This is a genomic window from Pseudoalteromonas sp. Isolate6 (assembly GCF_022398435.1).
GTDB lineage: Bacteria > Pseudomonadota > Gammaproteobacteria > Enterobacterales > Alteromonadaceae > Pseudoalteromonas > Pseudoalteromonas galatheae.
In genome coordinates this window covers 1-24,776 of record NZ_JAKEVK010000053.1, presented here as the reverse complement: position 1 = coordinate 24,776, position 24,776 = coordinate 1, and the positions used below count along the sequence as shown (strand labels likewise).

26 protein-coding genes and 1 tRNA gene are annotated in these 24,776 nt (G+C 42.7%); 23 read left to right on the top strand and 4 right to left on the bottom strand.

Going from position 1 to position 24,776, the window contains the following annotated elements; all coding sequences use genetic code 11:
- The first annotated feature begins 111 nt into the window (after window positions 1-111).
- The 9 genes from L1D50_RS09990 (at window position 112) to L1D50_RS09950 (ending at window position 7,857) form a co-directional block, all read left to right on the top strand.
- On the top strand, window positions 112-693 hold the full coding sequence (locus L1D50_RS09990; protein WP_128727920.1) for a DUF4402 domain-containing protein: 582 nt from the start codon (window positions 112-114) through the stop codon (window positions 691-693).
- Between the two features lie 45 nt (window positions 694-738).
- Window positions 739-1,155: a DUF4402 domain-containing protein gene (locus L1D50_RS09985; RefSeq protein ID WP_239965981.1), complete on the top strand. Its 417-nt coding sequence runs from the start codon at window positions 739-741 to the stop codon at window positions 1,153-1,155.
- A 63-nt stretch (window positions 1,156-1,218) separates the two neighbouring features.
- A complete protein-coding gene (locus L1D50_RS09980) occupies window positions 1,219-1,941 on the top strand; it encodes a fimbria/pilus periplasmic chaperone (RefSeq protein WP_128727919.1) in 723 nt (240 codons plus the stop codon).
- A 10-nt stretch (window positions 1,942-1,951) separates the two neighbouring features.
- Window positions 1,952-4,903 carry a hypothetical protein gene (locus tag L1D50_RS09975; protein ID WP_239965980.1) on the top strand — a complete coding sequence of 984 codons (2,952 nt, stop codon included), beginning with the start codon at window positions 1,952-1,954 and terminating at the stop codon, window positions 4,901-4,903.
- On the top strand, window positions 4,890-5,495 hold the full coding sequence (locus L1D50_RS09970; protein WP_128727918.1) for an SPOR domain-containing protein: 606 nt from the start codon (window positions 4,890-4,892) through the stop codon (window positions 5,493-5,495). The genes L1D50_RS09975 and L1D50_RS09970 overlap by 14 nt, the downstream gene beginning before the upstream one ends.
- A 54-nt stretch (window positions 5,496-5,549) precedes the next feature.
- Window positions 5,550-6,131, top strand: coding sequence for a FlgO family outer membrane protein (locus tag L1D50_RS09965; RefSeq protein WP_239965979.1), 582 nt, complete (start codon window positions 5,550-5,552; stop codon window positions 6,129-6,131).
- 14 nt (window positions 6,132-6,145) lie between these two features.
- On the top strand, window positions 6,146-6,799 hold the full coding sequence (locus tag L1D50_RS09960) for a FlgO family outer membrane protein (RefSeq protein ID WP_128727916.1): 654 nt from the start codon (window positions 6,146-6,148) through the stop codon (window positions 6,797-6,799).
- Between the two features lie 13 nt (window positions 6,800-6,812).
- Window positions 6,813-7,451, top strand: coding sequence for a FlgO family outer membrane protein (locus tag L1D50_RS09955; RefSeq protein WP_128727915.1), 639 nt, complete (start codon window positions 6,813-6,815; stop codon window positions 7,449-7,451).
- A gap of 331 nt (window positions 7,452-7,782) precedes the next feature.
- Window positions 7,783-7,857: transfer RNA gene (locus L1D50_RS09950), tRNA-Arg, on the top strand.
- A gap of 110 nt (window positions 7,858-7,967) precedes the next feature.
- On the opposite strand, the gene L1D50_RS09945 is transcribed toward L1D50_RS09950, so the two are convergent.
- On the bottom strand, window positions 7,968-9,164 hold the full coding sequence (locus tag L1D50_RS09945; protein ID WP_128727914.1) for a flagellar assembly protein T N-terminal domain-containing protein: 1,197 nt from the start codon (window positions 9,162-9,164) through the stop codon (window positions 7,968-7,970).
- A gap of 201 nt (window positions 9,165-9,365) precedes the next feature.
- On the opposite strand from L1D50_RS09945, the gene L1D50_RS09940 reads away from it, so the two are divergent.
- On the top strand, window positions 9,366-9,842 hold the full coding sequence (locus L1D50_RS09940; RefSeq protein WP_239965978.1) for a flagellar biosynthesis protein FlgP: 477 nt from the start codon (window positions 9,366-9,368) through the stop codon (window positions 9,840-9,842).
- A gap of 301 nt (window positions 9,843-10,143) precedes the next feature.
- Here the strand turns inward: L1D50_RS09940 and L1D50_RS09935 are convergent, their stop codons facing one another.
- The 3 genes from L1D50_RS09935 to flgA form a co-directional block, all read right to left on the bottom strand.
- The gene (locus tag L1D50_RS09935; RefSeq protein ID WP_128727912.1) at window positions 10,144-10,572 is read right to left on the bottom strand and encodes a flagellar protein FlgN; all 429 of its coding nucleotides are present in this window, start codon (window positions 10,570-10,572) and stop codon (window positions 10,144-10,146) included.
- Window positions 10,565-10,888 (bottom strand): flagellar biosynthesis anti-sigma factor FlgM, encoded by a 324-nt coding sequence (gene flgM / locus L1D50_RS09930; RefSeq protein ID WP_128727911.1) that lies wholly within the window; start codon window positions 10,886-10,888, stop codon window positions 10,565-10,567. The genes L1D50_RS09935 and flgM overlap by 8 nt, the downstream gene beginning before the upstream one ends.
- A gap of 72 nt (window positions 10,889-10,960) precedes the next feature.
- On the bottom strand, window positions 10,961-11,668 hold the full coding sequence (gene flgA / locus L1D50_RS09925; RefSeq protein WP_128727910.1) for a flagellar basal body P-ring formation chaperone FlgA: 708 nt from the start codon (window positions 11,666-11,668) through the stop codon (window positions 10,961-10,963).
- Between the two features lie 140 nt (window positions 11,669-11,808).
- Here flgA and L1D50_RS09920 point away from each other — a divergent pair, with 140 nt between their 5' ends.
- From L1D50_RS09920 to flgL, 13 genes are all read left to right on the top strand, one after another.
- Complete coding sequence (locus tag L1D50_RS09920) at window positions 11,809-12,741, top strand: chemotaxis protein CheV (protein ID WP_010606301.1); 933 nt, start codon at window positions 11,809-11,811, stop codon at window positions 12,739-12,741.
- Window positions 12,742-12,756: 15 nt separating this feature from the next.
- On the top strand, window positions 12,757-13,590 hold the full coding sequence (locus L1D50_RS09915; protein ID WP_045961733.1) for a protein-glutamate O-methyltransferase CheR: 834 nt from the start codon (window positions 12,757-12,759) through the stop codon (window positions 13,588-13,590).
- A gap of 279 nt (window positions 13,591-13,869) precedes the next feature.
- Complete coding sequence (gene flgB / locus L1D50_RS09910) at window positions 13,870-14,280, top strand: flagellar basal body rod protein FlgB (protein WP_010369289.1); 411 nt, start codon at window positions 13,870-13,872, stop codon at window positions 14,278-14,280.
- Window positions 14,281-14,282: 2 nt separating this feature from the next.
- On the top strand, window positions 14,283-14,714 hold the full coding sequence (gene flgC / locus L1D50_RS09905; protein WP_128727909.1) for a flagellar basal body rod protein FlgC: 432 nt from the start codon (window positions 14,283-14,285) through the stop codon (window positions 14,712-14,714).
- 17 nt (window positions 14,715-14,731) lie between these two features.
- The gene (locus tag L1D50_RS09900; RefSeq protein WP_095728186.1) at window positions 14,732-15,415 is read left to right on the top strand and encodes a flagellar hook assembly protein FlgD; all 684 of its coding nucleotides are present in this window, start codon (window positions 14,732-14,734) and stop codon (window positions 15,413-15,415) included.
- Between the two features lie 41 nt (window positions 15,416-15,456).
- Window positions 15,457-16,857: a flagellar hook protein FlgE gene (gene flgE / locus L1D50_RS09895; RefSeq protein WP_128727908.1), complete on the top strand. Its 1,401-nt coding sequence runs from the start codon at window positions 15,457-15,459 to the stop codon at window positions 16,855-16,857.
- A gap of 123 nt (window positions 16,858-16,980) precedes the next feature.
- Entirely contained in the window at window positions 16,981-17,745 is a 765-nt protein-coding gene (locus tag L1D50_RS09890) for a flagellar basal body rod protein FlgF (RefSeq protein WP_095728188.1), read from the top strand.
- Window positions 17,746-17,761: 16 nt separating this feature from the next.
- Window positions 17,762-18,550, top strand: a complete 789-nt coding sequence (gene flgG / locus L1D50_RS09885; RefSeq protein WP_010606305.1) for a flagellar basal-body rod protein FlgG — start codon at window positions 17,762-17,764, stop codon at window positions 18,548-18,550.
- A gap of 16 nt (window positions 18,551-18,566) precedes the next feature.
- Complete coding sequence (flgH, locus tag L1D50_RS09880; RefSeq protein ID WP_010606306.1) at window positions 18,567-19,250, top strand: flagellar basal body L-ring protein FlgH; 684 nt, start codon at window positions 18,567-18,569, stop codon at window positions 19,248-19,250.
- 52 nt (window positions 19,251-19,302) lie between these two features.
- Window positions 19,303-20,370 carry a flagellar basal body P-ring protein FlgI gene (locus L1D50_RS09875; RefSeq protein WP_128728054.1) on the top strand — a complete coding sequence of 356 codons (1,068 nt, stop codon included), beginning with the start codon at window positions 19,303-19,305 and terminating at the stop codon, window positions 20,368-20,370.
- A 109-nt stretch (window positions 20,371-20,479) separates the two neighbouring features.
- Window positions 20,480-21,454 carry a flagellar assembly peptidoglycan hydrolase FlgJ gene (flgJ, locus tag L1D50_RS09870; protein ID WP_128727907.1) on the top strand — a complete coding sequence of 325 codons (975 nt, stop codon included), beginning with the start codon at window positions 20,480-20,482 and terminating at the stop codon, window positions 21,452-21,454.
- 1 nt (window position 21,455) lies between these two features.
- On the top strand, window positions 21,456-23,468 hold the full coding sequence (flgK, locus tag L1D50_RS09865) for a flagellar hook-associated protein FlgK (protein ID WP_138521929.1): 2,013 nt from the start codon (window positions 21,456-21,458) through the stop codon (window positions 23,466-23,468).
- A gap of 2 nt (window positions 23,469-23,470) precedes the next feature.
- Entirely contained in the window at window positions 23,471-24,706 is a 1,236-nt protein-coding gene (flgL, locus tag L1D50_RS09860) for a flagellar hook-associated protein FlgL (RefSeq protein WP_128727905.1), read from the top strand.
- Window positions 24,707-24,776 lie beyond the last annotated feature (70 nt).

The following is a 24,776-nucleotide window of genomic DNA, read 5'->3' as shown; positions in this document are numbered from 1 at the left end:
AGATTATTGTTTTAATTTTCACTAAAGTTTTCCCATTTAGGAACGATAAAGAATTAGCCACCAAAAACGGTATTTCGGTGGCGACAAAACTACCTCTAAAGGAATTTAAARATGAAAACACTGATTAAATCTGCGCTTATYGCAAGTTCTATTTCCGCGGCTTTACTTACTTCTTCAGCAATTGCTAAAGATACTGCTCGCCTTGAAGTTAAAGTAGAAGTTAAAAACTTATTTTCAGCAGAAGCCGGTGATCCGCTTGATTTCGGTATTATTCGAGTGCAGGGCGATGCAGCTGATGTCGCTACGATGAAGATTGAGGCGGATCCTTCACTGCCTGATCCTGAAATCAAGAGTCCTGGTGGCGCAGTAATAAACCTTATTAGTGCAGGTGGAGCTGGCTCTATCAATATCACCGATGCAGCACCAAATACTGAGTTAACGATTACGGTACCGGCTTCAGCTACGATTGATAGTGTAGGTAATGCCTCTTTTGATTTAAAGGATTTTGAATTTTTTGTGGTAAGCGGCGGGCAACCAAATAGCGAAGTGTCAAACAACAAGTTTAGAGTTGACGCAAATGGTGCTGCAACGCTTTCAGTTGGCGCAACATTAAGTACGAAAGCACTTTCTGGAACAGAGACCTATGGTGGTGGTGTTTACACCAGTAAAGTTGATATCGAAATCGCTTACTAAAAAATGTGGCTTTACATTGCACTGGCAGTACTTCTAGCCAGTCACGTGGCCAAAGCTCAAGATATATCGGTCGTTAAGAAATTGAGCTTTGGCACTATTGCGATTATTGATCAAAATAGCGCAGGTACAGTGACGATAGAGCCTAATGTTAGGCCACAAACCTCAAGTAATATTTTATTTGTAAAGTTTGGTCACGCTGCGGAAATCCTATTGAGCGATTTTCCCCACAATCGCCAAATTAGTGTCCAATCAAACGTTTATAATGACTGGTTCGGCTATTGGAACCTTGGCGCATCTGATGCTTTTCAGTTGACGGAGCTTTATCACGAGAACGCGGTTTACACGAATAGTGTTGGATCTGCTGAATTTAAAGTCGGTGGTCAATTGCGATTTGCTGGGAATGGTAACTCCCTATCGGATGGGGTACAAACCTTAAACGTTGAAATAACTTTGTCTTACTAAATTATGAAGAAACTAGTATTAACGCTGCTTTTGTTTTGTTGCTGGAAAGTGAGCGCCAACTTAATGATAACGCCAACACGGATTGCTTTTGAAGAACGTCAAAGAATTGAGAGAGTTACTATCATCAATAATGGTGATGTGACCAAGTCCTACCGACTTGAATTTCAAGAGAAGCTAGCGCTTAAAGAAGGTGGTTATGCCAACTTTGCCGAGCAAAAGATGAATCCAATGGCAGCTAGCCATTTTGTGCGGATTTCACCTAGGCAAGTAACGTTGGGACCCGGTGAGCGTCAGGTAATAAAGCTGGCTGTGCGTAGAAAAGCAAATATGGAGCAAGGGGAGTATCGTTCACATTTGCTCTTTAGGGAGCTGCCGAGTGATAAGGGCAAACTGCAAGAAGGTATCAATATAGACGTGCTGATGAGCTATAGCATTCCGGTTGTGCTGCGAATTGGTAAGACGCATCCGCAAATACGGCTTGAAGATGTCATTTTAAGCAGTGCAAAAAGTGGTCGTCAGGAAATTACGGTACTGCTTAGTCGAACAGGAAAATATAGTAGCTTTGGCGAACTATCTGCTTATTGGCAGGGAAAAAATGATGTTAACCCAGTGCGGATAGGTGTGTTGAATAAATTTGCGGTATATCCGGAACTTAACCAAAGAAAAGTGGAGTTTGCAATAGATCCCGCAATAAAGCTCGGGCCACCAGGTAAAATCCTAATAAAGTATGTGGGTGATGAGGAATACTCAGACCGTACTTTCGTAGATGACTTTGTATCTTTATAGCTTGGAATAAATGACCCTGATGAGAGCATCGGCTATTTGGTGTGTGTTACTAATAGGCATGCTATGTTATCAGTCTGCTGCTGCATCTCAGGCTGATACTTTGCAACAGCTATTAGAGCGGATTGAAAGAGTTAAGGCAAAACTCACCATACAACAAAGTGAACGAGTAGTTTCTCGAATTGATGTGGGTACAGAACTATTCTTATCTGCTTATAAGGGGAACTTATACTTAGGTGAAGTCATTGCGATTACTTCGGATCAAGGTGTCAACGTAGAACTCTTGAGCCTATTTTCAGCCTTGGGATTTGTGGCATCAGAAGACGGCTCGGGAAATTTTAGCGGTTGGTTCTTTACTTCTGACAACACCTTTAGCCTCAAAACTCAGTCGCTTTTAGTTGAGAGTAAAGGACAGCGGACGCAATTGAGTGATAGAGAAGTTCAGATCATCAATGGCGAGGTGTTTCTAGCTGATTATATTGTTGCGACTTTATTCGACGTCAGTCTATTTACCAATATACAAGACTTATCTCTGACCGTGAAGAGTAAGCAAATTCTGCCAATAGAAGCTCAGCAACAGCGATTAGGGCGAGAAGTAGTTAGCTTTGACCGCAATGCTAGTGCAACGTTACCTTGGCGATCAAGCCCTTATCAAAGCATTGGTAAACCAGTCTTGGATGCGCAGATAAATACACAGATCACCGAGGGCTATAATCGAACATCTTATTCCTTACTTGGTTCACAAGACATTGCTTATTGGCAAGCTCAGTACTTTATTGCTGGTAGAGAAGGGGATGTCATTAATCGCTCGCGATTGTCACTCAATCGAGCCTCAAAAAAAGCCGATGCTCTGCCGTTTGGCAACTTTACCAAGGTATCGCTCGGTGATGTTCAGAGTGTTCAAGTTGGAGTCGATGCATTAAATAATGAAGGGCGAGGAGTTAGCTTCGGTAACGCGCCGTTGGATAAGCGTACTAACCGTCAGCGCATTGTTATTTCTGGCCCAGTTCAGGTGGGATGGGACGTAGAACTTTATCGAAATGGGTTACTGATAGGGCAAGAAAATAATGTCCAATCAGGGCGCTATGAGTTTGAAAATGTTGACTTATTATTTGGTGAAAACACTTTTGAACTAGTGATGTATGGAGGTCAAGGTCAAGTATCAAAAGAAGTGCAAACATACTATGTTGAACAAAGCGCAGTGAATGAAGGCGAAGGGTTTTATGCCGTATCAATAACTGAAACGGGCAAAAGTATGCTTGGAGACAAAACGGCATTATCGGGCACTTCAAGCTGGCAAGTAAATGGTCGCTTTGACTACGGTCTCACTGAAAATTTTGCGGTGTATGCAGGTTTGCAACATCGTCAAGGTATGAAAAATAGTGCGTCAGAACAATACTTTTCAACGGGATTCAACACCAATATTAACAAACGACTATTACTGGATGTAGACTACAGTAGGAGCGAAGAGAACCACCGTCTCTCTGCAAATACTCGAACTCGTCTACTTGGGCAACAGGTAGGTGCTAAAGTTGAACTAAAGGAAGAGCTAGAGCTGGATGAAAATTCGACGGAGATAAAATTAACAGCGGCAGGAGAGTGGTCTCTTTTTGACGCTGCTAAGATTTATTATCGTGCTGAATACTTGCATCTTGATAGAGCTAATAAAGACATCACAGAGCAAGCGTCGCTACTGTTTAGTACAGGTAATTATTGGGGCTCTTTCAGTAACCAATTTGTATGGCAAGAGATGGCAAATCAAGCTAGCAACGTGAGCGGCTATTTGCGCTGGCAACGCAGAGTCCTTGGCGTGTATAGTCGTTTTACTACTTGGTATGACATAAAACCTTTCAATGAAATGACAGCCGTAGAGCTCGAATTAAGTAAAGAGCTAAGTTCTGAGCTTGATCTTGGCGTTACCTTTTACAAAGACTTTACCGAAGATTACTATAAAACTGAACTTGGATTGAGCTGGAACCATGATAAGTTTAGGTTGTTAACGGACTTACAGTATGACAACGAGGATAACTGGCAAGTAGGTCTATCTGGGCAAGTGAGTATAGGTGCGGGCGAAACGGTAGAGCAGGTTTTTTTAACTAGTAAACGCTTGTCGCAGTTTGGCTCTTTGATGGTTCGTGCTTTTATCGACCAAAACAACAATGGCTATCTTGATGACGGCGAGTTACCGCTTGAAGGGGTAACTATAAAAGCATTACAAAATTTTGCACAAGGTAAAACTGACGACGACGGTATTGCGCTATTACCTTCAATGGTTAATTACAAACGAACAGATATTGTTGTCGATACAGACACGATCCCCGAACCCTTTTTAATTCCCGCTAATGATGGCTTTTCATTCACTCCAAGACCCGGTCATATTGAATTCGTTGAAATACCATTTGTAAACTCGTCGGAAGTTGAAGGGGTTATCGAAATTAATGAGGGTACCGAACGCCGACCTGCTGGATTCACCACCGTGAGTTTACTTGATGAAGTGGGCAACGAGGTCGCGCGCACTCAGACGGCATATGACGGTTACTATGTATTTACTGGTTTGAAGCCAGGGACTTATCGTACAGCGATAAGTGATGCGAAAAGGCTCGCGGTAGCCAGTACTCAACAGGTAGAAGTGGAGTTAAGTGCAGAAGGGGACTTGCTACTTGATGTTAACCTCGAATTACAACAACAGCGATTAACTACGCAAGAGTTTGCCGTAGTTGGACGTTTTAAGACACTAACAATATTAAAAGTTTATGCGGCGATTTTAGCAAAGCGCTACCGAGCAATGTTCCGCGGTGGCTTTGGGTATGCGCAAAAAGAAGGGAGCGCGACTTATTTGCTTGTCTTAAGAGATAGTGCTTCACAAAATGCGGCAAATATTTGCCAAAATCTAATTCCCTTTAAAGTTTCTTGCACCGTGGAATCCTTAACTATTTATGAAAGAGAAAACAATGCAATTAATTAAGCGGTATTTTATTATGCTCAGCTTCGTAGCGTTGAGTGGTTGTCAATCAACTAGGGACGAGAGCCAACCTGACACACTGCAAATGAAGAAGCAATTATCTTTACTTGAGCAACAGGTTAGTACCTTGCAACGGGAAGTCGAGCAGCTTAGAGTGCTAAAGCAACAGGTCGCCAAGTTTGAAGAGGTGCAGGAGGATTTAGATGTTATTGCTATGCAGTTATCAAGCACACTCACAAAGCAAAAAGATGCTGAACTCTTTACAAAGCAGCCTGAGCACGTAATTGAGCAAGAGACAAAGCTTGTGAAGAAACAAGCCAAGCCTGAGGAAATAGCTGAATTTGCAATCCAATTGGCCTCTACAACAGAGTATGCCAAGCTTAGGAAAACTTATGAGCAGCTTAAAGATAAGCTACCGCAAGACTTTGCAACAAGCGAAGTGAATATTGAACAAGTCGATATTCAAAGTACGAAGTACTACCGACTCAAACTAGGTGCATTCATGGACAAGGCCTCTGCATACAGAGGTTGCCAGCAGCTAAAACAAGCGGGCTTCAGCTGCTTGGTTAGTCACTATACGAATCACCGACTCTAAAACTTGGTGCGTATTTTGCTTCTCACCAAATAAGTTTATCGTGGGTTTGGTGAAATGAAATATCTAGTACTCATAATGGTTATGTTTATGGTCGGATGTACAAACGGCCATCAATTTGGCAAGAGGGAAGCGACCCAGCAACAAGAAGCCTTACCTGATTTGGACACATTTGGTGCTCAGTTAGCCGTGGAGCTAGGCCAATATGTTCGGCCGTTCAAGCCCAATTCAACGGTTGCCGTGACGAGTTTTTTTAGGGCTAATCAGCTAGATAATACCTTGGATGGCCAAGGTTTTGGTTTGGGCTTGGCCCTGCAAGAATCCCTTATGACTCACCTAAGCCAAATGGGAGCTGATGTTGTGGAATACCGCCTCAGAAACGCTTTATCTTTACAAAGTTCTGCCGATAGTATGTTAAGTCGAGAATTGGATATGCTGAATCAGCGCCAGAAAATTGACCTTGTCGTAGTCGGCACAATCGTGGAAAGCCGAGATATCTACTTGGTCAATGCAAGGCTTGTGGATACGCTTCATAATCGTTCTGTTTCAGCCGCATCAATCAGTATACCTAAAATTGCGATGTGGGGTACTGAGCGAGTTACGAATCGCAACGGCCAAATTATACGAAGCCAATATTAGTGGAGATGAGAGTAATGAAAAAAGTATTAAGTTTGGTTTTGCCTCTTTCATTGATGGTTGGCTGCGCCCAAAGTAATTTTTTTGCAGTTGATGGCGCACAGACTGAACCTGTTCGTAATGGCTTTGAGAAATCTTCGATGTATCAAAGCAATCCAAATGGGATGAAGCAATTCTCAGTTTCTCAGCAGATGGCGGGTAAAAATGTGACCCATTATGTGCAGGGTATTATGCAAGACATGGTAGCAAACTTGAAACACGTGAATGAGAAAACACCAGTTGCGGTGACAAGCTTTGTATTTTTAGATAAAGAATTTGATAAAGGCTCCTTACTGGGTAACCAATTGGCTGAAAGCTTTATTCATGAACTTCATGCATTTGGGATCCCCGTTGTAGATTTTAAAACAACGGACTATATCAGGGTCACACCCGAAGGCGACTTTATTTTTAGCCGTGATTTCTTAGAGTTATCTGACGACCATCCTTTTTTGTATGTGCTAGGCGGTACATTGGTTAATCATCAGGGCGGAGTGATGGTTAATGCCAGAGTGGTAGGGCTCAGAAGCAAAAGTGTCGTGGGCTCCGCTCAAGGCTTTTTGCCGCAAAATGTGGTCAATGCCTTGCAAGATGGCGCGGCATACGATGGCATTCGTATAGAGCGTGCAAACTAACTCGGAGGCTATAATGAAAAATGTAGTACTATTTGCGACAACACTTGCTTTACTTGGGGGCTGCGAAATGACAAAACAGGTGGCTCCAGAATCTACAGAAGCGCAGCAATCCGATATGGAAATATTGTACGCTATGATGAAAGAGCAAGAGCGTAATGAAGCTTCTCAAGCCACGGCAATGCAAGATATTGGCTTTATTAGCTACCGTCATCGCAAAGAAATTGCCAACTATGCTAATCAAATAGCTTTGGAACTGTCAGATACTGTTTTAGGGCAAAAGCCGGAGTCGATAGCGGTAGCCAGTTTTGTTAACTTTAATGAATCATTAAGGGATACTAACCAGTTAGGAAACCAATTGGCTGAGTCTTTAATGCACCAAATGCAAAAGCTGGGTTATCAAGCGCTAGACTTTAAAGCGCTTGGAAAAATAGAAGTGACATCCAGTGGCGATTTGACTTTTTCTCGTAACGCAAGCCGCTTGAGAAATGTGCAATCACCGAGCCATTTACTTACAGGTACTATGGTTTACCGTCCACGAGGCGTGGAGGTGAATGCAAGATTGTTAGAGTTTAACACCAGCTTAGTTATCGCAAGCACTATGGTGACCATTCCATACTTTATCCTTGATGAGCAGGCAACCGCTTCAAGATAGCATTTCAGACAGCGTTTTTTGACGAGAATAAAATTTAGGTTTTATTAAAAAACGCTATCCAATTTCTTATTCAAACCGTAGGGCAAGCAATGGAAAGTGCGGTAGTAGGTCGTAACTGTGTATATTCGCCTACTTATTAACTCCATTTATTCCTGCGAATAATTTGACTATTAATCTTTAAAAGTTCATTAAGATCAGTATACTAAAGCGAAGTCATTGAGATGCAGTACGATCGGTAGTCAACAAATCTCGACTTTAATTGGTATTAAGTAACGCAGACCTCGCTAGTGAAGGTCATAAAAGGTGATTGTTACCTGGTATTTTAAAGATTGTCCCCATAGTTTAATGGATAAAACAAGGCCCTCCTAAGGCTTAGATGTAGGTTCGATTCCTACTGGGGACGCCATTAGTATTCACTTCTGCGTGGAATTACCAGAGTAAATGGGCGGCGAAAGCATGTTGTAGAGTGTGTAAAGCTATCGAAAAACCTGTCTTTTGCAAGTGGTAGTCTTAACGCTACAGCTCAAACTCATTCTCATTTTCCATTTGAATTTCAACTAAGTCATTAATTTGGACATTATGAAGTGGGCGATTGCTGATGTTTACTGCAATGGCGTTTTGCGCATTCACTTGGATCACTTGCAACTTATTAATGGTTTTAATTTGATGCATAAACACTTTACCATCGACATTAGTCAGCGGATTGCTATGCGCTACGTTAAGGATCTGGCCATTCTCTAAGCCATGCATACGGCCCAAATTAATAACGACTTGTTCATCATCAATATGTAGGATTTTGCCATTGGTTGGTAAGCAGGCGACCGCTGCGTTTAAATCAGTTGCGATTTGTGTCAGCGTGGTTTGGATCTCATCAGCATAATCTGTCTGCCAAAAGCGCTCACTGTACACATCGATTAATTTAGTTTTCTTAAACGGCCACACGCCTTGAGTCGCATATTGCTTTTGCCATACCCTTTCATGAGAAAGCGCATCAAACAGCGCAAAGTCTACCTTGAAGCTTCTTAAGTATTTATCACTTTGCCAAAATGCGAGGTCACTATTAAGTTTATCGACACTAGCAATATCAGTAATTTGACTCAGCAGTACAAACTGGCTGTTGGTATTTGCTGTAATGGTTTCGATTAGTTGTTCATTATAATCAAAACGCTGGCTGAAAAAGCGGCTAACATCTATGGTCTGTGCAAAATAGGGAACGGGCTCTAAGCTCAACTTTTGTTCGGTCATTGTCTGATATAGACGCTCGCTGACCACTTTATTTATGTCAAAAATTTGACCTAAAGTTGCTTGGTGTTTATTTTTTAACTGGCTTTGTGTGACTGCAACCTGTTTATTGTATGCACTGGTCGGGCACTGAGCACTTTGTGGGGTAATATCAATATGTAATGTCACTTGCCATGAGTCACCGACTTTTGCTTCAGCAATTACGTTGGCGCTTTGAATCTCAGCATTTGAGCGGATCTTAAGTTGATCTTGGGTGAGCACACCATCGGTGACGGTTTGTACACTGCTTACCGAAGCCCCAGAAAACAGCAAAGCTTGTGTAATGGCATCGTTTACCGCCTTTCTTTTTGCTTTTTGATGATCGCCATTTTTAACGTCAGCCATGCCAGTAACTTCAAACCATTCAGCATAAGCAGGATTAGTTAAGGTGATACACAACAATGATAGACTGCTCGCAAATTGCTTTTTCATGTTTAAATGCCCAGATCAAAAACTACCCTCTAACTCAGCAATACCTGTGCCAAATTTTGGCAAGGTTCGTGCATAATCATACATTATGAAGGTTAATTTTACTTATTGCCAATACTCAATAAAGCCGCAATAACCCTGCGAGATTAAGATGCAGGGGAGGTGTTAAATTTGATTGGTATAGATTGTAGCGGAGTGCGGGAAATGCGTATCACTAATTCTATCAATACAATTGTTATGATTTGCTCGCTGACATGGCTCAGCGGCTGTTCAAGCCTCGTTGACAAGCACATTGAATATGAAACGGTGCAACCGGAAACTTTTCCTGTTTTACGTGCTGTGGGGTATGCGCCTTTAAGTGCTCAGCCGGGTAAAACTGCGGGTGAGAAGCAGCTGATGGCCATTAAAGTCTCAAAATTAGAAGCCTATCGTGAGCTGGCTGAGCAACTCTATGGCCAGAATTTGACATCCACTATCACGGTAAAGGGTGCTATTGCCCAAAACGACGGCCTTAAGAGCCAAGTAAATGGACTTGTTCGTGGGGCTAAGGTGCTGAAAAGTTACGCGGTCGGTGATACTTACGCGACTGAGTTAGAGCTTGATATGAAACGTGTTTATGATTTGTATGTTACTCAAGTCAAGCCTCAGAAAATCAAAAAAATATCTTACAGTTTTAAGTAAGCAGTCTAGAGCCTGTTGACCTTTGCTGCTTGATTTTTGTTTTTCTAAGAAGATTTTGGTCGCGACGATCGATTTGCCGGCTAGGCTCAGCCTTGTATAAATACCAATCAAGCTGCTGTAAACACAAACCTGAAAGATAAACAGGCCATAAATAAGCTAATCTAGAATATGCTTTTCTTAGAATTCTAAAGCAGCTGTGATGATTATTATCATAAGGAGTATAGAGAAGTGTTATCGTGTTGTTTTTAACGCTCGTGAGGTATTCGCTAGCACCAAAGGCAGAGCTTCCTCAAGCGAGTCATTAAGCTTTTAAATTACGTACTAATTCACTGTCGCTACTTTTCACGCTGCCATCTTGACCATAGGTAATCGAAGTTGGCGCCCCAATTAAAATTCCTTTCAATTCACGAGTGCTTACATTGGCTTGGTGGGCCGTTTTAGCATTGATTTCATTTTTAGTTTGGCATTCGTGAAGTAGAGTACGTACTTTAGCGATGAGTGGGATTACATCATCGTGCTCAAAAACGTGGGACTCGGTTTTTGATAATTCATTATCGAGCTTTTGTAGTTTTGAAATGAGAGTTAACTTTTCACGAGCAATTTCTTTTAAATTGTCGCCTCTCCGAGAGGCCAGCTCATCAAGCTCACGCGCCAGAAGCTGGGTCATCGCTTCTAGCGTCGAGATTTGTTCTGAAAGTTTGTGGTGGCAAAGCCGAACCAAGTCATCCATATATTTCGAACTCAAATGCCGCTATGTTTTTAGCTAGTTTTTCCGCGTCAACTTGATACTTACCTTCTGCAATCGCTTTTTTCAGCTCTTCGACTTTCTTATCGTCAAAGCCTGATGATTGTTGTGCTTTCTCATTGACAGTTTTCAGCTGTTGTGCCTGCGGGGTCAGGCTAACTGAATCCGCTGCTGCTTTAGGCGAAGCTGGTGATTTAACTGATGCGTTGTTGGCATCATTTCTTTGCAATTCAGCCTTCTGTTGCTTAACATTGTTAGCAACGGATGTAGACTGATTTTGACCGTTAACTTGATTAACCATGTTTGTAGACCCAATAAAATTATACTCTCAGCCATATTATCGGCGTTCAGTAGTATTACTTTAGCAAATTTTTTATAAATTCACCTCTACTGTTTCCACTTCTATTACTCTAGCACGTAAGGTTTTGCCAGAGCGAGAGTTTTTAACATTAATAAGTTCACCGCGGTTGCCATCTTGCTGTGCTTCTCCTTGAGTTTTGATCACAAGCCCGCCTGATTTAGCAACAATCGTCACGGTATCACCTTTACAGACCATGCAAATGTGAGCTTGAGTAAAGGCTTGGCCCTCTCTAATATTTCGCTTGCTTCGACTGCCTATTAGTATCGACTTATCTTCTATATAAGAGACTCTGCGAAAACGTTTTGGCTGATATTCTATTTTTACATCTTCATTCTGAATAACACGGCCTTTCTCTAACATGGTCGCGCTAACTAAAATGGGGAATAGATGATCGATACGCACGTGAACGTATTGAGTCCAGCTGAGCGTATCGCTGCATCTTACTTGAACAGTCACTTGAGTATCAAAAGGCGGGGTCATCGCTGTACTATATTGCAATGGCGATTGACAGTCTCTTGCTGGAATTCTTGAATCTAGTGGTATCGCAGTAATCGATAACTGACTATCGGGATCTTGCTCTACATTCGGTTCGACAAATTTTATTGCGTTTTGCTCTAAAGTTTTGTTGTCATATTGCTGACAATAACCATAGTCAACGCCTATAAAATAAGCGAACAAACAAAAAAACTGAATGTAATGGGTTTTTTTTAACAAACTCATGATGTTTCGACTATGCTTATTGGGTGAAACAAGGTATAAAGATTCTGCTTTAATAACTGCACCTAATCAAGGGTGGTAAACCATATCAGAGTCGAAGCAAAGATCGTTCCGATTAGCGGTTTATACAGTAGGAGATTGAAATGGCAGGTATTTTAGACTCGGTTAACCAGCGTACACAATTAGTTGGACAAAACCGTCTCGAGCTATTACTTTTTCGACTTCAAGGTCGACAGCGCTTCGGCATTAACGTTTTCAAAGTCCGGGAAGTGCTTCAATGTCCTGCATTGACAAGCATGCCCAAGTCAAATCCTCTGATCCGAGGGGTTGCTCATATTCGAGGTCAAACTATATCGGTAATTGACATGTCACTTGCTGTTGGCGGGCCTCCTATTCAAGATATTCGCAATTGTTTTATTGTAATTGCAGAATACAATCGCTCCGTTCAAGGGTTTTTAGTCAGTGCGGTAGAACGCATAGTGAATATGAATTGGGAAAAAATAATGCCCCCACCATCGGGAGCAGGTCGATATTCCTATTTGACAGCGGTCACTGAGATTGAAAACGAGCTAGTTGAAATATTAGATGTAGAAAAGATTCTCAATGAAATTTGCCCGATCAATACAGAAGTCAGTGCTGACATTGTTTCGGATGGTGAAATGCAAAAAGATTTGGGTGAGCGTATTGTCTTTATTGCAGATGACTCCGCGGTTGCTCGTAATCAGGTCAAACGCGCTTTGGAGCCATTAGGCGTCCAGACTGAGTTGGCAAAGAACGGCAAAGAAGCACTCATAAGGCTTCGTGAAATAGCCGAAATGGATTGTCAAAATAATGTCACTGAGCGAGTAGGACTATTGATTTCTGATGTTGAAATGCCAGAAATGGATGGTTACACGCTAACAGCTGAAATAAAAGCTGATCCAAAATTAGCGCCATTGCATGTGATACTTCATACTTCACTGAGTGGTGTATTTAATCAGGCCATGATTGAGAAAGTTGGCGCTGATGATTTTATTGCTAAGTTTAACCCAGATGAGCTAGCCTCAGCGGTTAAGAAATGGGTTCATTGTGATTAAAGCTGGTGGTAGCACTTGGAAAATAAGCATTTAGAGCAAAAAGAGTACGACCAATTTCGAACCTTTTTAGAGCAGCAGTGCGGTATTGTACTGGGTGACAATAAATTGTACTTGGTTAAAAGCCGACTTGCTCCTCTAATGGCTCGCTTTGGTGTGGAAACACTATCATCTTTAGTAGCTAAAACACTCAGTCCCCATGAGCGGCAATTGCGTGCCGCTGTGGTGGATGCGATGACAACGAATGAAACGCTTTGGTTTAGGGACACCTACCCATTCGAATTAATTAAATCGAAAATCTTACCTGAGTTTAAAGACTTAAGACGTCCTGTTAAGATCTGGTCGGCGGCAAGCTCATCGGGCCAAGAGCCATATTCAATCGCGATGTCTGCGAGTGAATATGTAAGTAAAAGCCCTGGTGCACTAAAAATGGGTGTTCAAATTATCGGTACGGATATTTCTAACACGATGCTTGATATGTGTAAGAATGCTGAATACGACGCGCTGGCCTTGGCGCGAGGGTTATCGCCTGAACGTAGAAAGAAATTTTTTATGGATAGTGGTAATGGAATGGCTAAAGTAGTCGAACCTATTCGTAAAATGGTCAGTTTTAGACATTTAAACCTGTTGGATTCTTATGCGTTGATGGGCAAATTTGATGTTATTTTCTGCCGAAATGTCTTGATTTATTTTTCACCAGAAGTGAAAGCTAAAATCATTTCGCAATTTGCTCAGTCGTTAAACCCGAATGGCTATTTATTTTTAGGAGCATCGGAGTCGATGGCGGGGTTGAGTGACGACTTTAATATGATCCGTTGTAATCCTGGGATTATCTATCAGAAAAAGACTTAATACTTACATATAGCGGCAAGGACGTTCGCTATAGTTAGGTATTGAACATTTGTATGCAGTCGCAGTTTCAATGACTATTTTTATTAGCTTTGAATTTTTGAGCTAAACCGCTAACTATTCAGACGTTCCCTCTTATTTCTTTCACTCCTCTGTATTATTTCAAGTTTAGTTATTCCAAAAATATAATATAACATATTGAATTTTAACGAATAAATTTGATTTGAAAACTGGCCTAAAGATTGCTTTATCATATCTGAGTCAATTTTTTGGAGTCAGATAATGGCAATTAGTTTCGATAAAGCGTTGGGAATTCACCAGCATACTATGCTGCTTCGCTCACAACGCGCTGAAATTCTAGCAAGCAATATCGCAAACGCAGACACTCCAGGATACAAAGCTAAAGATATTGATTTTGCCAGCGCTTTAAAAGCGGCAAAAACAATGCAAAGAAGCGGCAATGATATGGTTAGAACAGATGCAAAACACCTAAGTGGTGGTACCAAAATGAGTAACTCGTCTGAACTATATCGTTCGCCAAATCAAGCAGATACAGGTGATGGTAACTCGGTCGACATACAAGTGGAACGAAATTTGTATGTACAGAATGCATTAGAGTACCAAGCCAGTTTGCAATTTCTTGGTGGTAAGTTCAGTGGTCTTAAGAAGGCACTCGGCGGGCAAGGGGCATAATTATGAGTTTATATAACGTTTTCGATATTGCGGGTTCAGGAATGAGTGCACAGAATGTGCGACTAAATACCACCGCAAGTAATATCTCAAACGCAAACTCAGTGAGTTCTAGTCAAGATGATGTTTATCGCGCTAGGCACCCTGTATTTGCCGCTGAACTTTCCAAAGCTTCAGCTTCCCAGAGCAATGTCGCGGGATCGTCAGTTGGAGTAAAAGTATTGGGTGTGGTTGAGAGCGATAAGCCGCTTCAAGTTGAATACAACCCAAACCATCCAAGTGCTGACGCAAATGGCTACATTTATAAACCGAATGTGAATGTGGTAGAGGAGATGGCAAACATGATTTCTGCTTCTCGCTCTTACCAAACCAATGTTCAAGTTGCAGACGCTGCAAAGCAAATGCTTAGTAAAACATTGCAACTAGGCCAGCGCTAAATTGGGAGTAACAGCTGATGAGTAATAATGTAAATGCCACTTCTTCAACGGGTGTAGATTCACTCTACTGGGATAGGCAAAAGCAGGCTGAGGAGAAAAAGCCCAGAGATGAGCTATCGCAAGAAGATTTCTTCTCGCTGCTGACTCAACAGCTCTCTTTCCAAGATCCGAGTAAACCTGCAGACAATGATCAAATGATCGCGCAGATGACAAGTTTTACCATGGCTGAGGGGATCTCAAAGTTAAATGAAAACTTTGACTCGTTGGCTGCATCAATGACTTCTAATTCGGCGCTTCAGGCATCGACACTGATTGGTAAAAAAGCATTACTCGAATCGACGACGTTGGAACATGGCGACGATGCACTTACAAAAGGTTCTGTGATTGTACAGGAGCCAGTTCAGAATTTATCAGTGGGTATCTATGATGAATCTGGAGCGCTCGTAAATACGCTTGAATTTGGCGAACAAAGTGTTGGCGCTGTGCGTTTCGATTGGGATGGTAAAAACAAAGACGGTGAGATGATGCCTCCAGGTGAATACACCATAAAAGCGGAGGGCATGATTGAAGGTGAATATCAAACTTTACCGTCGGCCACATTTAGAAATATAGACAGTGTTAATGTTAATGGTGCTAATGGCATCGTCATTAATACCAAAGAAGGCGCGGTGCGCTTAACTGATATTGCTGAAATAGCATAGTAGTTTTAAAGAATTAACCTTAAGAACTTAGAGGTGAGAGTATGAGTTTCAATATAGCACTGACAGGTATTGCCGCCGCGCAAAAAGACTTGGACGTAACAGCAAACAACATTGCTAACGTAAACACGACTGGTTTTAAAGAGTCTCGCGCAGAATTTGCTGACGTTTACGCGTCTTCGGTTTTTAGCTCAGGCAAAACGAAAAATGGTGATGGTGTACAAACTACGATGGTTGCACAGCAGTTCCACCAAGGGTCACTAAAGTTTACGCAAAACTCGCTAGACTTGGCGATTGAGGGCGAAGGCTATTTTGCCATGTCAAACTCTCTGCAATCACAGGATTTTACGTATTCTCGAGCTGGTGCATTTAAATTAAATAAAGACAACTTTATCGTGAATGCAAAAGGTGACTACTTGCAAGGCTTCCCTGTTGATCCATCAACCGGTGATACAACGTCTTTGAGTTTGAGCACAACATCGCCCGTTCAAATTCCAGATGCATCAGGTTCTCCTCGAGCAACATCGCAAATCTATACTTCGTTTAACTTAGATGCGACGGCGCAACCACCTACGATTGCTTTTGATCCTGAGCAACGGGCCTCATATAATTCAAGAACGGCAATTACGGTATATGACTCGTTGGGTGAATCACATACATTACAGTTATTCTTTAGAAAAACGGCGGATAATGAATGGTCAACTTACGCAACAATGGACGATAAGCCATTTAACCACAATGCGCAGCAAATTGACCCGACAGCTACACCACCTGTGCCATACACACCAGTAAGCGTATTTCGTTTTGACGCAAGTGGTATTCCTTCACAAACAGCGGATGATCCATCAGCTTCACCACTGACATTTAGTAACAATACTGGCTCGACATTTAACCCCTTAAGTCTTGCTGGACCTCAAGATGCAGTTGACCCAACTATCGGTATGTCAAACTTGCTTGATAACGGTGCAACTTTTCCAAATGACATTGTTGTTAACTGGCGTGATGAAGCAAATACTGCTCAAAAACTACCAACGCAATACTCATCTGGTCGATTTGAAGTAAAAGCATTGGAGCAAGACGGTGCGACCGTTGGCCGTTTAGCTGGTATTGATATTGGTACTGATGGTAAAGTAGTGGCTTCATATACTAACGGCGACTCAACGTTCTTAGGGCAAGTAGCGCTAGTACGCTTCCCGAATTCTCAAGGCCTTCAGGCGATTGGCAATACTGAGTGGAAGAAGAGCCTATCTTCTGGTGAACCTCTTGCGGGTGAGCCAAACACAGGTACGCTTGGTGGTATTAGTTCATCGGCCCTAGAGCAATCGAACGTTAACCTGACTAACGAGTTAGTAGACCTTATCAGTGCTCAACGTAACTTCCAAGCGAACTCTCGGGCGCTTGAGGTTAACTCTACATTACAACAAAATATATTACAGATCCGATAATATATTATGCCCTCCAAAGGCTGCTCCAAAGGCAGCCTTTTTTATGTCCGTCAAAAACATCTCCTCACTTTGGCACTGTGCTTGCATTAACTAAGTTAAGTTTGAATTTTATAGGTCATCGTCATGGATAAAATGGTGTATATCGCAATGTCAGGCGCTAAGCAGAGCTTACGCGGTGTGGCACTTAAAGCGAATAACCTTGCTAATGCCAACACGACTGGCTTCAAAGCTGATTTTGCACAAGCGCGCTCAATGCAGGCGTTTGGCGAAGGGCTACCTACTCGAGTTTTCGCGATGCAAGAGCGCCCTGGTACTAATATGACTGGCGGTGCAATTGTTGAAACTGGCCGAGAGCTTGATATTGCGGTAGATGACAAGTCGTGGATCAGTGTTGTTGATGCATCGGGTGAAGAAGCTTACACCAAAGTCGGCACACTCAACATTCGTAATGATGGTGCGTTAGTCACCGCTCACGGGCGTCAACTTATTGGCGAAGGTGGGCCCATCGTCTTGCCTATCCCTGTTGATAAGGTGGTTTTTAGTGACGATGGCTCTATTCAAGTGCGTCCACAAGGCGCTCCTGCTAACTTTCTGGAAGTGGTTGATAGGCTGAAAATTATTGAAGCGGATAATAGCAAGCTACAAAAAGGTAATGACGGCCTTTATAGACCAAAAGAAGATAAGCTAGAAGATGGGATTTGTGGCTTTTGTGAAATATCTCCAACCGCAAAAGTGATGAGCGGCTTCTTAGAGATGTCTAACGTCAATCCTGTTCATGAGATGGTCGATATGATCAACCATCAAAGACAATTTGAAATGCAAATTAAGCTGATGAAAACAGCTGAAGAAATAGATGAGCGACACACTTCGCTCCTACGCATAGTTTAAGAGTGAGGTAGAGATTATGAATCCGGCATTGTGGATAAGTAAAACAGGCTTAGATGCTCAGCAAACTGATATTTCAGTTATTTCTAACAACTTGGCTAACGCCAGTACCGTTGGTTACAAAAAGAGTCGGGCGATATTCGAAGACTTACTATATCAAAACATCAATCAACCCGGAGGTCGCAGCTCTCAAGATACAGAGTTACCGTCTGGTTTGATGCTTGGTGCAGGTGCCAAAGTGGTCGCCAACCAAAAGAACTTTTCTCAAGGCAATATGTTAAGTACCGAAAATTCTTTGGATTGGATGATCCAAGGTCCGGGCTTTTTTGAGATTCAGATGCCAGATGGCACAACCGCATATTCAAGAAATGGTCAGTTCACGACGGACGAAGAAGGGCGGATAGTTACTTCAGGCGCGGGTTTTCCTGTGTTACCTGAGATGAACGTACCCGACGATGCACAGTCAATTACTATTTCTCAAGATGGTGAAGTATCGGTGCGAGTTGCTGGACAAGCTGAAAACGTTGTTATCGGACAATTGACAATTAGTGACTTTATTAATCCATCAGGTCTTGAACCGATTGGGCAAAACTTGTACACGGAAACCGCGGTAAGTGGTGCTCCGGTGCAAGGTAACCCAAGTGTTGAAGGGTTAGGTAAGATTGTGCAAGGCGCACTTGAAACGTCAAACGTTAATGTGACGGAAGAGCTTGTAAATCTAATCGAAACACAACGCGTGTATGAAATGAACTCAAAAGTGATTTCAACGGTAGATCAGATGCTGAGCTACATTAATCAACAGCTGTAATTGGGTAGGGGGTATTATGCGTGCATTATATTTAGCCATCGTAACGGTCGCTGCATTATCTGGATGTAGTACAACACAAAATAAAAATGTGGTGCGTGACGATCCGTATTATGCACCTATCTATCCCGAGGATAACCAAGCCCAAATGGTGGCAACAGGGTCATTGTTTAATACGCAGTTTTCCAACGATCTCTATGCTGACAAAAAAGCGTTAAGAGTCGGTGATATTATTACCATCGTACTCAGAGAAACGACTCAGGCAACCAAAGCTGCAAATTCTGAGCTGGATAAATCCAGTGATTCGAGCCTAGACCCTGTGATTGGCCTAGGTGGCAACGCCATTAATATCGGAAAAGAAGCAATACAGTTTGGTGCTAAATCCAGCTCTTCTTTTTCTGGTGACTCGAAGTCTAATCAGTCCAACAGCTTATTTGGTAATATTTCAGTTAATGTCACCCGAGTATTGCCTAACGGTAATTTAGTGATCCGCGGCGAAAAGTGGTTAACCCTTAATACCGGCGAGGAATTTATTCGCTTGGAAGGATTGGTAAGACCTCAAGATGTGACGGCAGATAACACGGTTGAGTCCAATCGAGTGGCAAATGCCAGAATTCAATATTCGGGTAAAGGTGATCAACAAGAAGTACAAAGTGCAGGTTGGTTAACGAGTTTCTTTATGAGCGCGCTGATGCCGTTTTAAGGTGCTGAAAATGAACAATATGTTTAAGAATATTTTGCTTATCGGTGCGGCCATGACGTTGGTTGGTTTTTCTTCTTTGGCTTCTGCTGAGCGAGTTAAAGACGTCAGTATGGTTGAAGGTGTTCGTTCAAACCAACTGGTTGGCTACGGCCTCGTTGTAGGCTTGCCTGGTACCGGTGAGCAAACCAGATTTACCGAGCAGAGCTTTAAAGCGATGTTGAATAGCTTTGGCATAACGATGCCCGCAAGCTTAAAGCCAAAAATTAAAAATGTTGCGGCTGTTGCGGTTCACGCTGACTTGCCACCTTTTGTTAAACCCGGTCAAACCATTGACGTGACTGTGTCATCTATTGGTAGTGCTGGTAGTTTACGAGGCGGTACTTTACTTCAGACTTTTCTTAAAGGGGTTGATGGTAATGTATATGCAATCGCGCAAGGTAGTTTGATTGTTGGTGGTTTGGGCGCTGATGGTGCCGACGGGAGTCGAGTTGTGATCAATACGCCGACTGTAGGCCGCGTGGCAAATGGCGCGACAGTGGAACGAGCGGTACCAAGTCCGTTTACTCAGGGCGATTACATCACCTTTAACTTGAATAGGCCCGACTTCACTACCGCAAAGCGCTTGGCCGACACGATCAATGGACTTGTTGGACCAAACAGCGCAAAACCTATGGATGCAGCCTCAGTGCGAGTAATTGCCCCAAGAGATCCGTCTCAGCGCGTTGCTTACTTGTCTACGCTAGAGAATCTAGAATTTAAACCCGCAGATACCGCAGCGAAGATCATCGTTAACTCTCGCACAGGCACTATCGTTATTGGCAAAAATGTCAAGCTACAGCCTGCGGCAATTACCCATGGCGGCCTTACCGTAACAATTGCTGAGCAGCAAAATGTATCTCAACCTAATGCGCTGGCGAATGGTGAAACAGCAGTGACGCAGCAAAGTATTATCGACGTAAATCAGGACGACTCTAGAGCGTTTGTATTTGACCCAGGCGTGAGCCTTGATGACTTGGTTAGAGCAATTAACCAAGTTGGCGCAGCACCAGGCGATTTAATGGCGATCCTTGAAGCGCTAAAAGAAGCGGGCGCAATAAATGGTCAATTAGTCGTCATTTGATGTTCTATTATTAATCAACTAGTTAGCCTCACAATTGTGAGGCTTTTTTTTTGGCTCGAATTTTGCATTTCTATTTGTATAGTTATTAACGTCAAACAGTGCTGAGTGTATGAACACCGACCAATTGAAAAATCAAAGCTTTTTCGACCTAGGAAACCTTGATTCGATCCGTAAAGAGGCGCTGAAAGGTGCTGGCGATCAAGGTGCCTCTGATCAGGCATTGAAGAAGGCGGCACAACAGTTTGAGTCTATCTTTACGCAAATGTTGTTACAGAGCATGCGTAAAGCGAATGAGGCGCTAGAGGATAAAGACAGTCCATTTAACTCTAGCGGTGTCAAATTTTTTGAAGAAATGCATGATCAGCAACTTTCGATGCACTTATCTGAGCAGGGCAGCTTAGGACTTGCAGATCTGATTGTGCAACAGTTGTCTCCTAATTCTGAAAAGTATAAGCCTGCTTCTGTAATGAGAGCTGACGGCGATATTTCCTTTAAAAAACAGACGACAGCAAGTGAGAGTGTGAATAAATCCGAACCGCAGGCTGTCAATGTTAAGGCAGATACCTCAAGCGATGAACAAACAGGCTTTGGTTCTCCTGAGGAATTCGTCGACAGAATTTGGGAATACGCTCAAACAGCTGCGAAAAAGCTAGGCTTGAACCCTGCGGTAATGGTTGCACAAGCTGCACTGGAAACCGGTTGGGGTAAACACATCATCAGCAAAAAAGATGGTAGTAGCAGTTTTAACCTATTCAATATCAAAGCGGATAGCCGCTGGAGTGGTGAAAGCGCCAGAAAATCGACACTTGAATTTGAGCAAGGGTTACCGGTGCAAAAGCAAGCCGATTTCCGTGCTTATAAGTCGCTAGAACAAAGCTTTGATGATTATGTCAGTTTTCTAAAAGGTAATCCGAGATATGAGCAAGCCTTAAATAAGGCTGGTGATAGTCATGCCTATCTAAGTGAACTTCAAAATGCAGGCTATGCGACCGATCCGAATTATGCCAACAAAATTAAGTCAGTTTTAAAGCGTATTGATGTATCCGATTTCTTATCCGGTGCGCTAACAAAGGGAGTCAGATGAGATGTCATTTGATCTATTAAATATTGGTGCGGCAGGGGTTAGGGCTAACTCCGAGTTACTACAAACCACCAGTAAAAACATTGCTAACCTAAATACCAAAGGGTATATCCGTGAACGGACTGAGCACGGAACAATGATAGGTGGCATGGTTGGTCGTGGTGAAACGGTGCGTTTGATCAACCAGTTCGCGCAGCAGCAACTGAATCGTGATATTTCCAATCAGTCTTACTATGAGCAGTTTGTCACTGAGGCAAGTCGCGTTGATACATTATTTGCACAAGACTCGAATAGCCTGAGCAAGAGTATCAACTCGATGTTTAATAATTTACAAAGCGCGATTAACTTGCCTTCGTCGACAACTAACCGATCTCTATTCATGACGGGCGCTCAAGGTCTTGTCGATCAAATGGATAGATTGTCAGGTATTGTTGTTGATCAAAACAGTATCGTGAATGAGCAATTGGATATTTTCTCAGAAGAAGCTAATAACCTTGTTCAAAAAATCAGTGAATTGAATAAACAAGTGGCGAGTAAGTCAGCGCTCAATCTTAATAATGTCGATCACAGCGTGCTTAATGAGCGCGATCAAGCAATTAAGGAGCTTGCTGAGCTTGTAGATATAGAAACACTCGACGGTGAAAATGGCGAGAAGCTCGTATTTTTAGGCACTGGGGACGCGCTTGTGATGCAAGGTGGCGCTTTTAATTTATTTGCGATGAAAGGCAACCCAGATCCCAACCATAAAGAGCTAACTCTAGATATTAAAGATAAAAATGTTGTGCAACTTGAGTTAGATAGCGGCAGTTTGAAAGGCAAAATCGGCGGGTTACTGGCATTTAGAGATGAAGTGTTGATCCCGGCACAGAACCAACTAGGTCAAATTGGCCTCGCATTAGCAGATGCTTTTAATCAGCAAAATAGATTGGGAATGGACTTAGATGGCAACATAGGGGGAGACTTATTTAAGATCCCTACCGTGGGCGGCTTTGCTTACAGCGAGAATACAGGCACCGCAGCGCTTACGGCAACACTTGAGCCTGGACGCGGCAATGAGTTGCCAGCTACTGACTTCCAAGTTACTTATACCAGCGCAACAACCGTTGAAATAACAGCTGTAGACGCCAAAGGCAATCCTATCGGTACTCCAACGACTGGTAATATCGCAGGAGGAGTCATCACGGGAACAGGTGATTATTTTGGCTTACAAATGAACGTAACGGGTAGTGGTGCAACAGGTGATAGATTTCTTGTAAAATTAAATCAACAGGCTTCAACCGGGTTGGAGCTTGCAACTCAACGACCAGAAGCACTTGCATTAGCGTCACCAATTCGCACTGAAAAATCAGCAGACAATAATGGTACGGCGACCATTTCAGCTGGAGTCGTCACTGATACCGATCCTGCGACCAGTGCGTTTACGGCGGGAACGCCGCCAACCTTGAATGATGGTCCATATACTCTGACTAAAACCGCTAACGCTAACGAATATACATTGACCAGTAATTCAGGTACAACGCATACCTTTACCGCTCCTGCCGATGGCAAAGATATACTTTCCACAGTGGGAGCTGCGCCAGCACCTTTTGACAATCTTGGTTTCACGTTCGATATCGAGGGGACACCGAATACCGGTGATAGTTTTGAAATTAGCTTTAACACTGGTGGCTTTGATGACAACCGTAATGGTGCAGCGCTTGATGGTCTGAAATCATCTGATTTAGTTAGACAAAATCTAGAGTCTACAGGTAGTACCGAAAGCCATAAAACCTTTAATGAGGCGTATGCCGATATTGTCACCGGGGTAGGAGTTATTACCAATCAAGCGAAAACTAATGGCGCGGCATTCGAAGCGCTAGCCAATCAGTCAAGCGCATGGTTTGAGTCTCTATCGGGTGTGAATCTAGATGAAGAGGCAGCCAATTTGTTACGTTTTCAACAATCTTACTCGGCTTCTGCGCAAGTCATTTCAGCAGCAAGAACCGTGTTCGATACCTTATTAAGTGCAGCGAGGTAATTATGCGTTTATCTCAAAATCAAATTTTTAATTCAAATCTCAATTCTATTTTGCGTAATCAGCAAGATGTGAACAAAGCAACACAGCAGCTGAACACGCAAAAGCGGGTATTGAGTGCTTCTGATGATGCTTCAGCGACTGCTAGAGCGATGCTTTTTGACGACCGGATCCAAGCAAACGATCAGTTTACTAAGAATTTGACTATGCTGTCTTCGAGATTAGACACTCAAGAGTCAGTACTCGAAAATATTAAAACGGCCATTGATAGCGCTTATACCAAGTCGATACAGGCCGGTAATGGCGGGTTATCTGATGTTGACCGTCAAGCAATCGCTGATGAGCTAGAGTCAATCCAAGATACTATTTTGGATTTAATGAACTCAAAAAGTGAAGATGGTAAGTTTATATTTTCCGGCTATCAAGATAATACGCAAACCTATAGCTTTGACTCAGCTACTGGAAAGTACGTATATAACGGTGACCAAGGACAGCATAAAATAAAAGTTTCTGAGGGCGTCGAAATACGCTCAAGTGATAACGGTTTTGATGTATTTGAAAGTGCAGAGAAGCGACTGAATATTACTTCAAATACAGGTGTGGTTTCTGGTGGTATTACATCGGCCTCCGTGTACGTGGACGAACAAGGGGTTTTTGATGAGTTTCACAAGGCAAATTACAACGCGGATCCTAGTGCGCCTGCAGGTGCAAATACCTTTGACCTAGTGGTGACAGCCGGGACACCAAATACTTATCAGCTTGAGCAGGGGGGCACGGTTATTTCAACTGGTACTGCAGAAGGCGGAACTATTAAAGTCGCTGGTATGGAGTTTGACTTTGCTGGTGCTGCGCCAGGCCAAATAAGCTTTGACTTGGAGAAGCCCCAAAAGGAAAACATTCTAAATACATTAGAATCCATGATTACGTCATTGAGAGACCCCAGTATTATAGGGGATGATTATAAGCAGGTACTAGCTGATGGTATTACGGGCTTAGATAATGCCAAGATTAAAATATCGCAGGGACAAGCGGGGCTTGGTGGTAGGTTAAACGCCGCAAAGCTTGTATCTGATGCAAATTCAGACTTAGATGTTGATAATAAGGCAAATAAGGCAGCTTTGATTGAGGTCGACTTCTACTCTGCGATCTCTGAGCTCACTAAACATGAAACTGCACTGCAGGCTTCTCAGGCAACCTTTGGCCGCTTAACCAATCTTTCTTTGTTAGACTACATTCGCTAAAAGGTAGCCTTTAAAGGTTACCTACTTCAAAACAGCTTAAAACACTGTTATTCAATTTAATATATTGAAA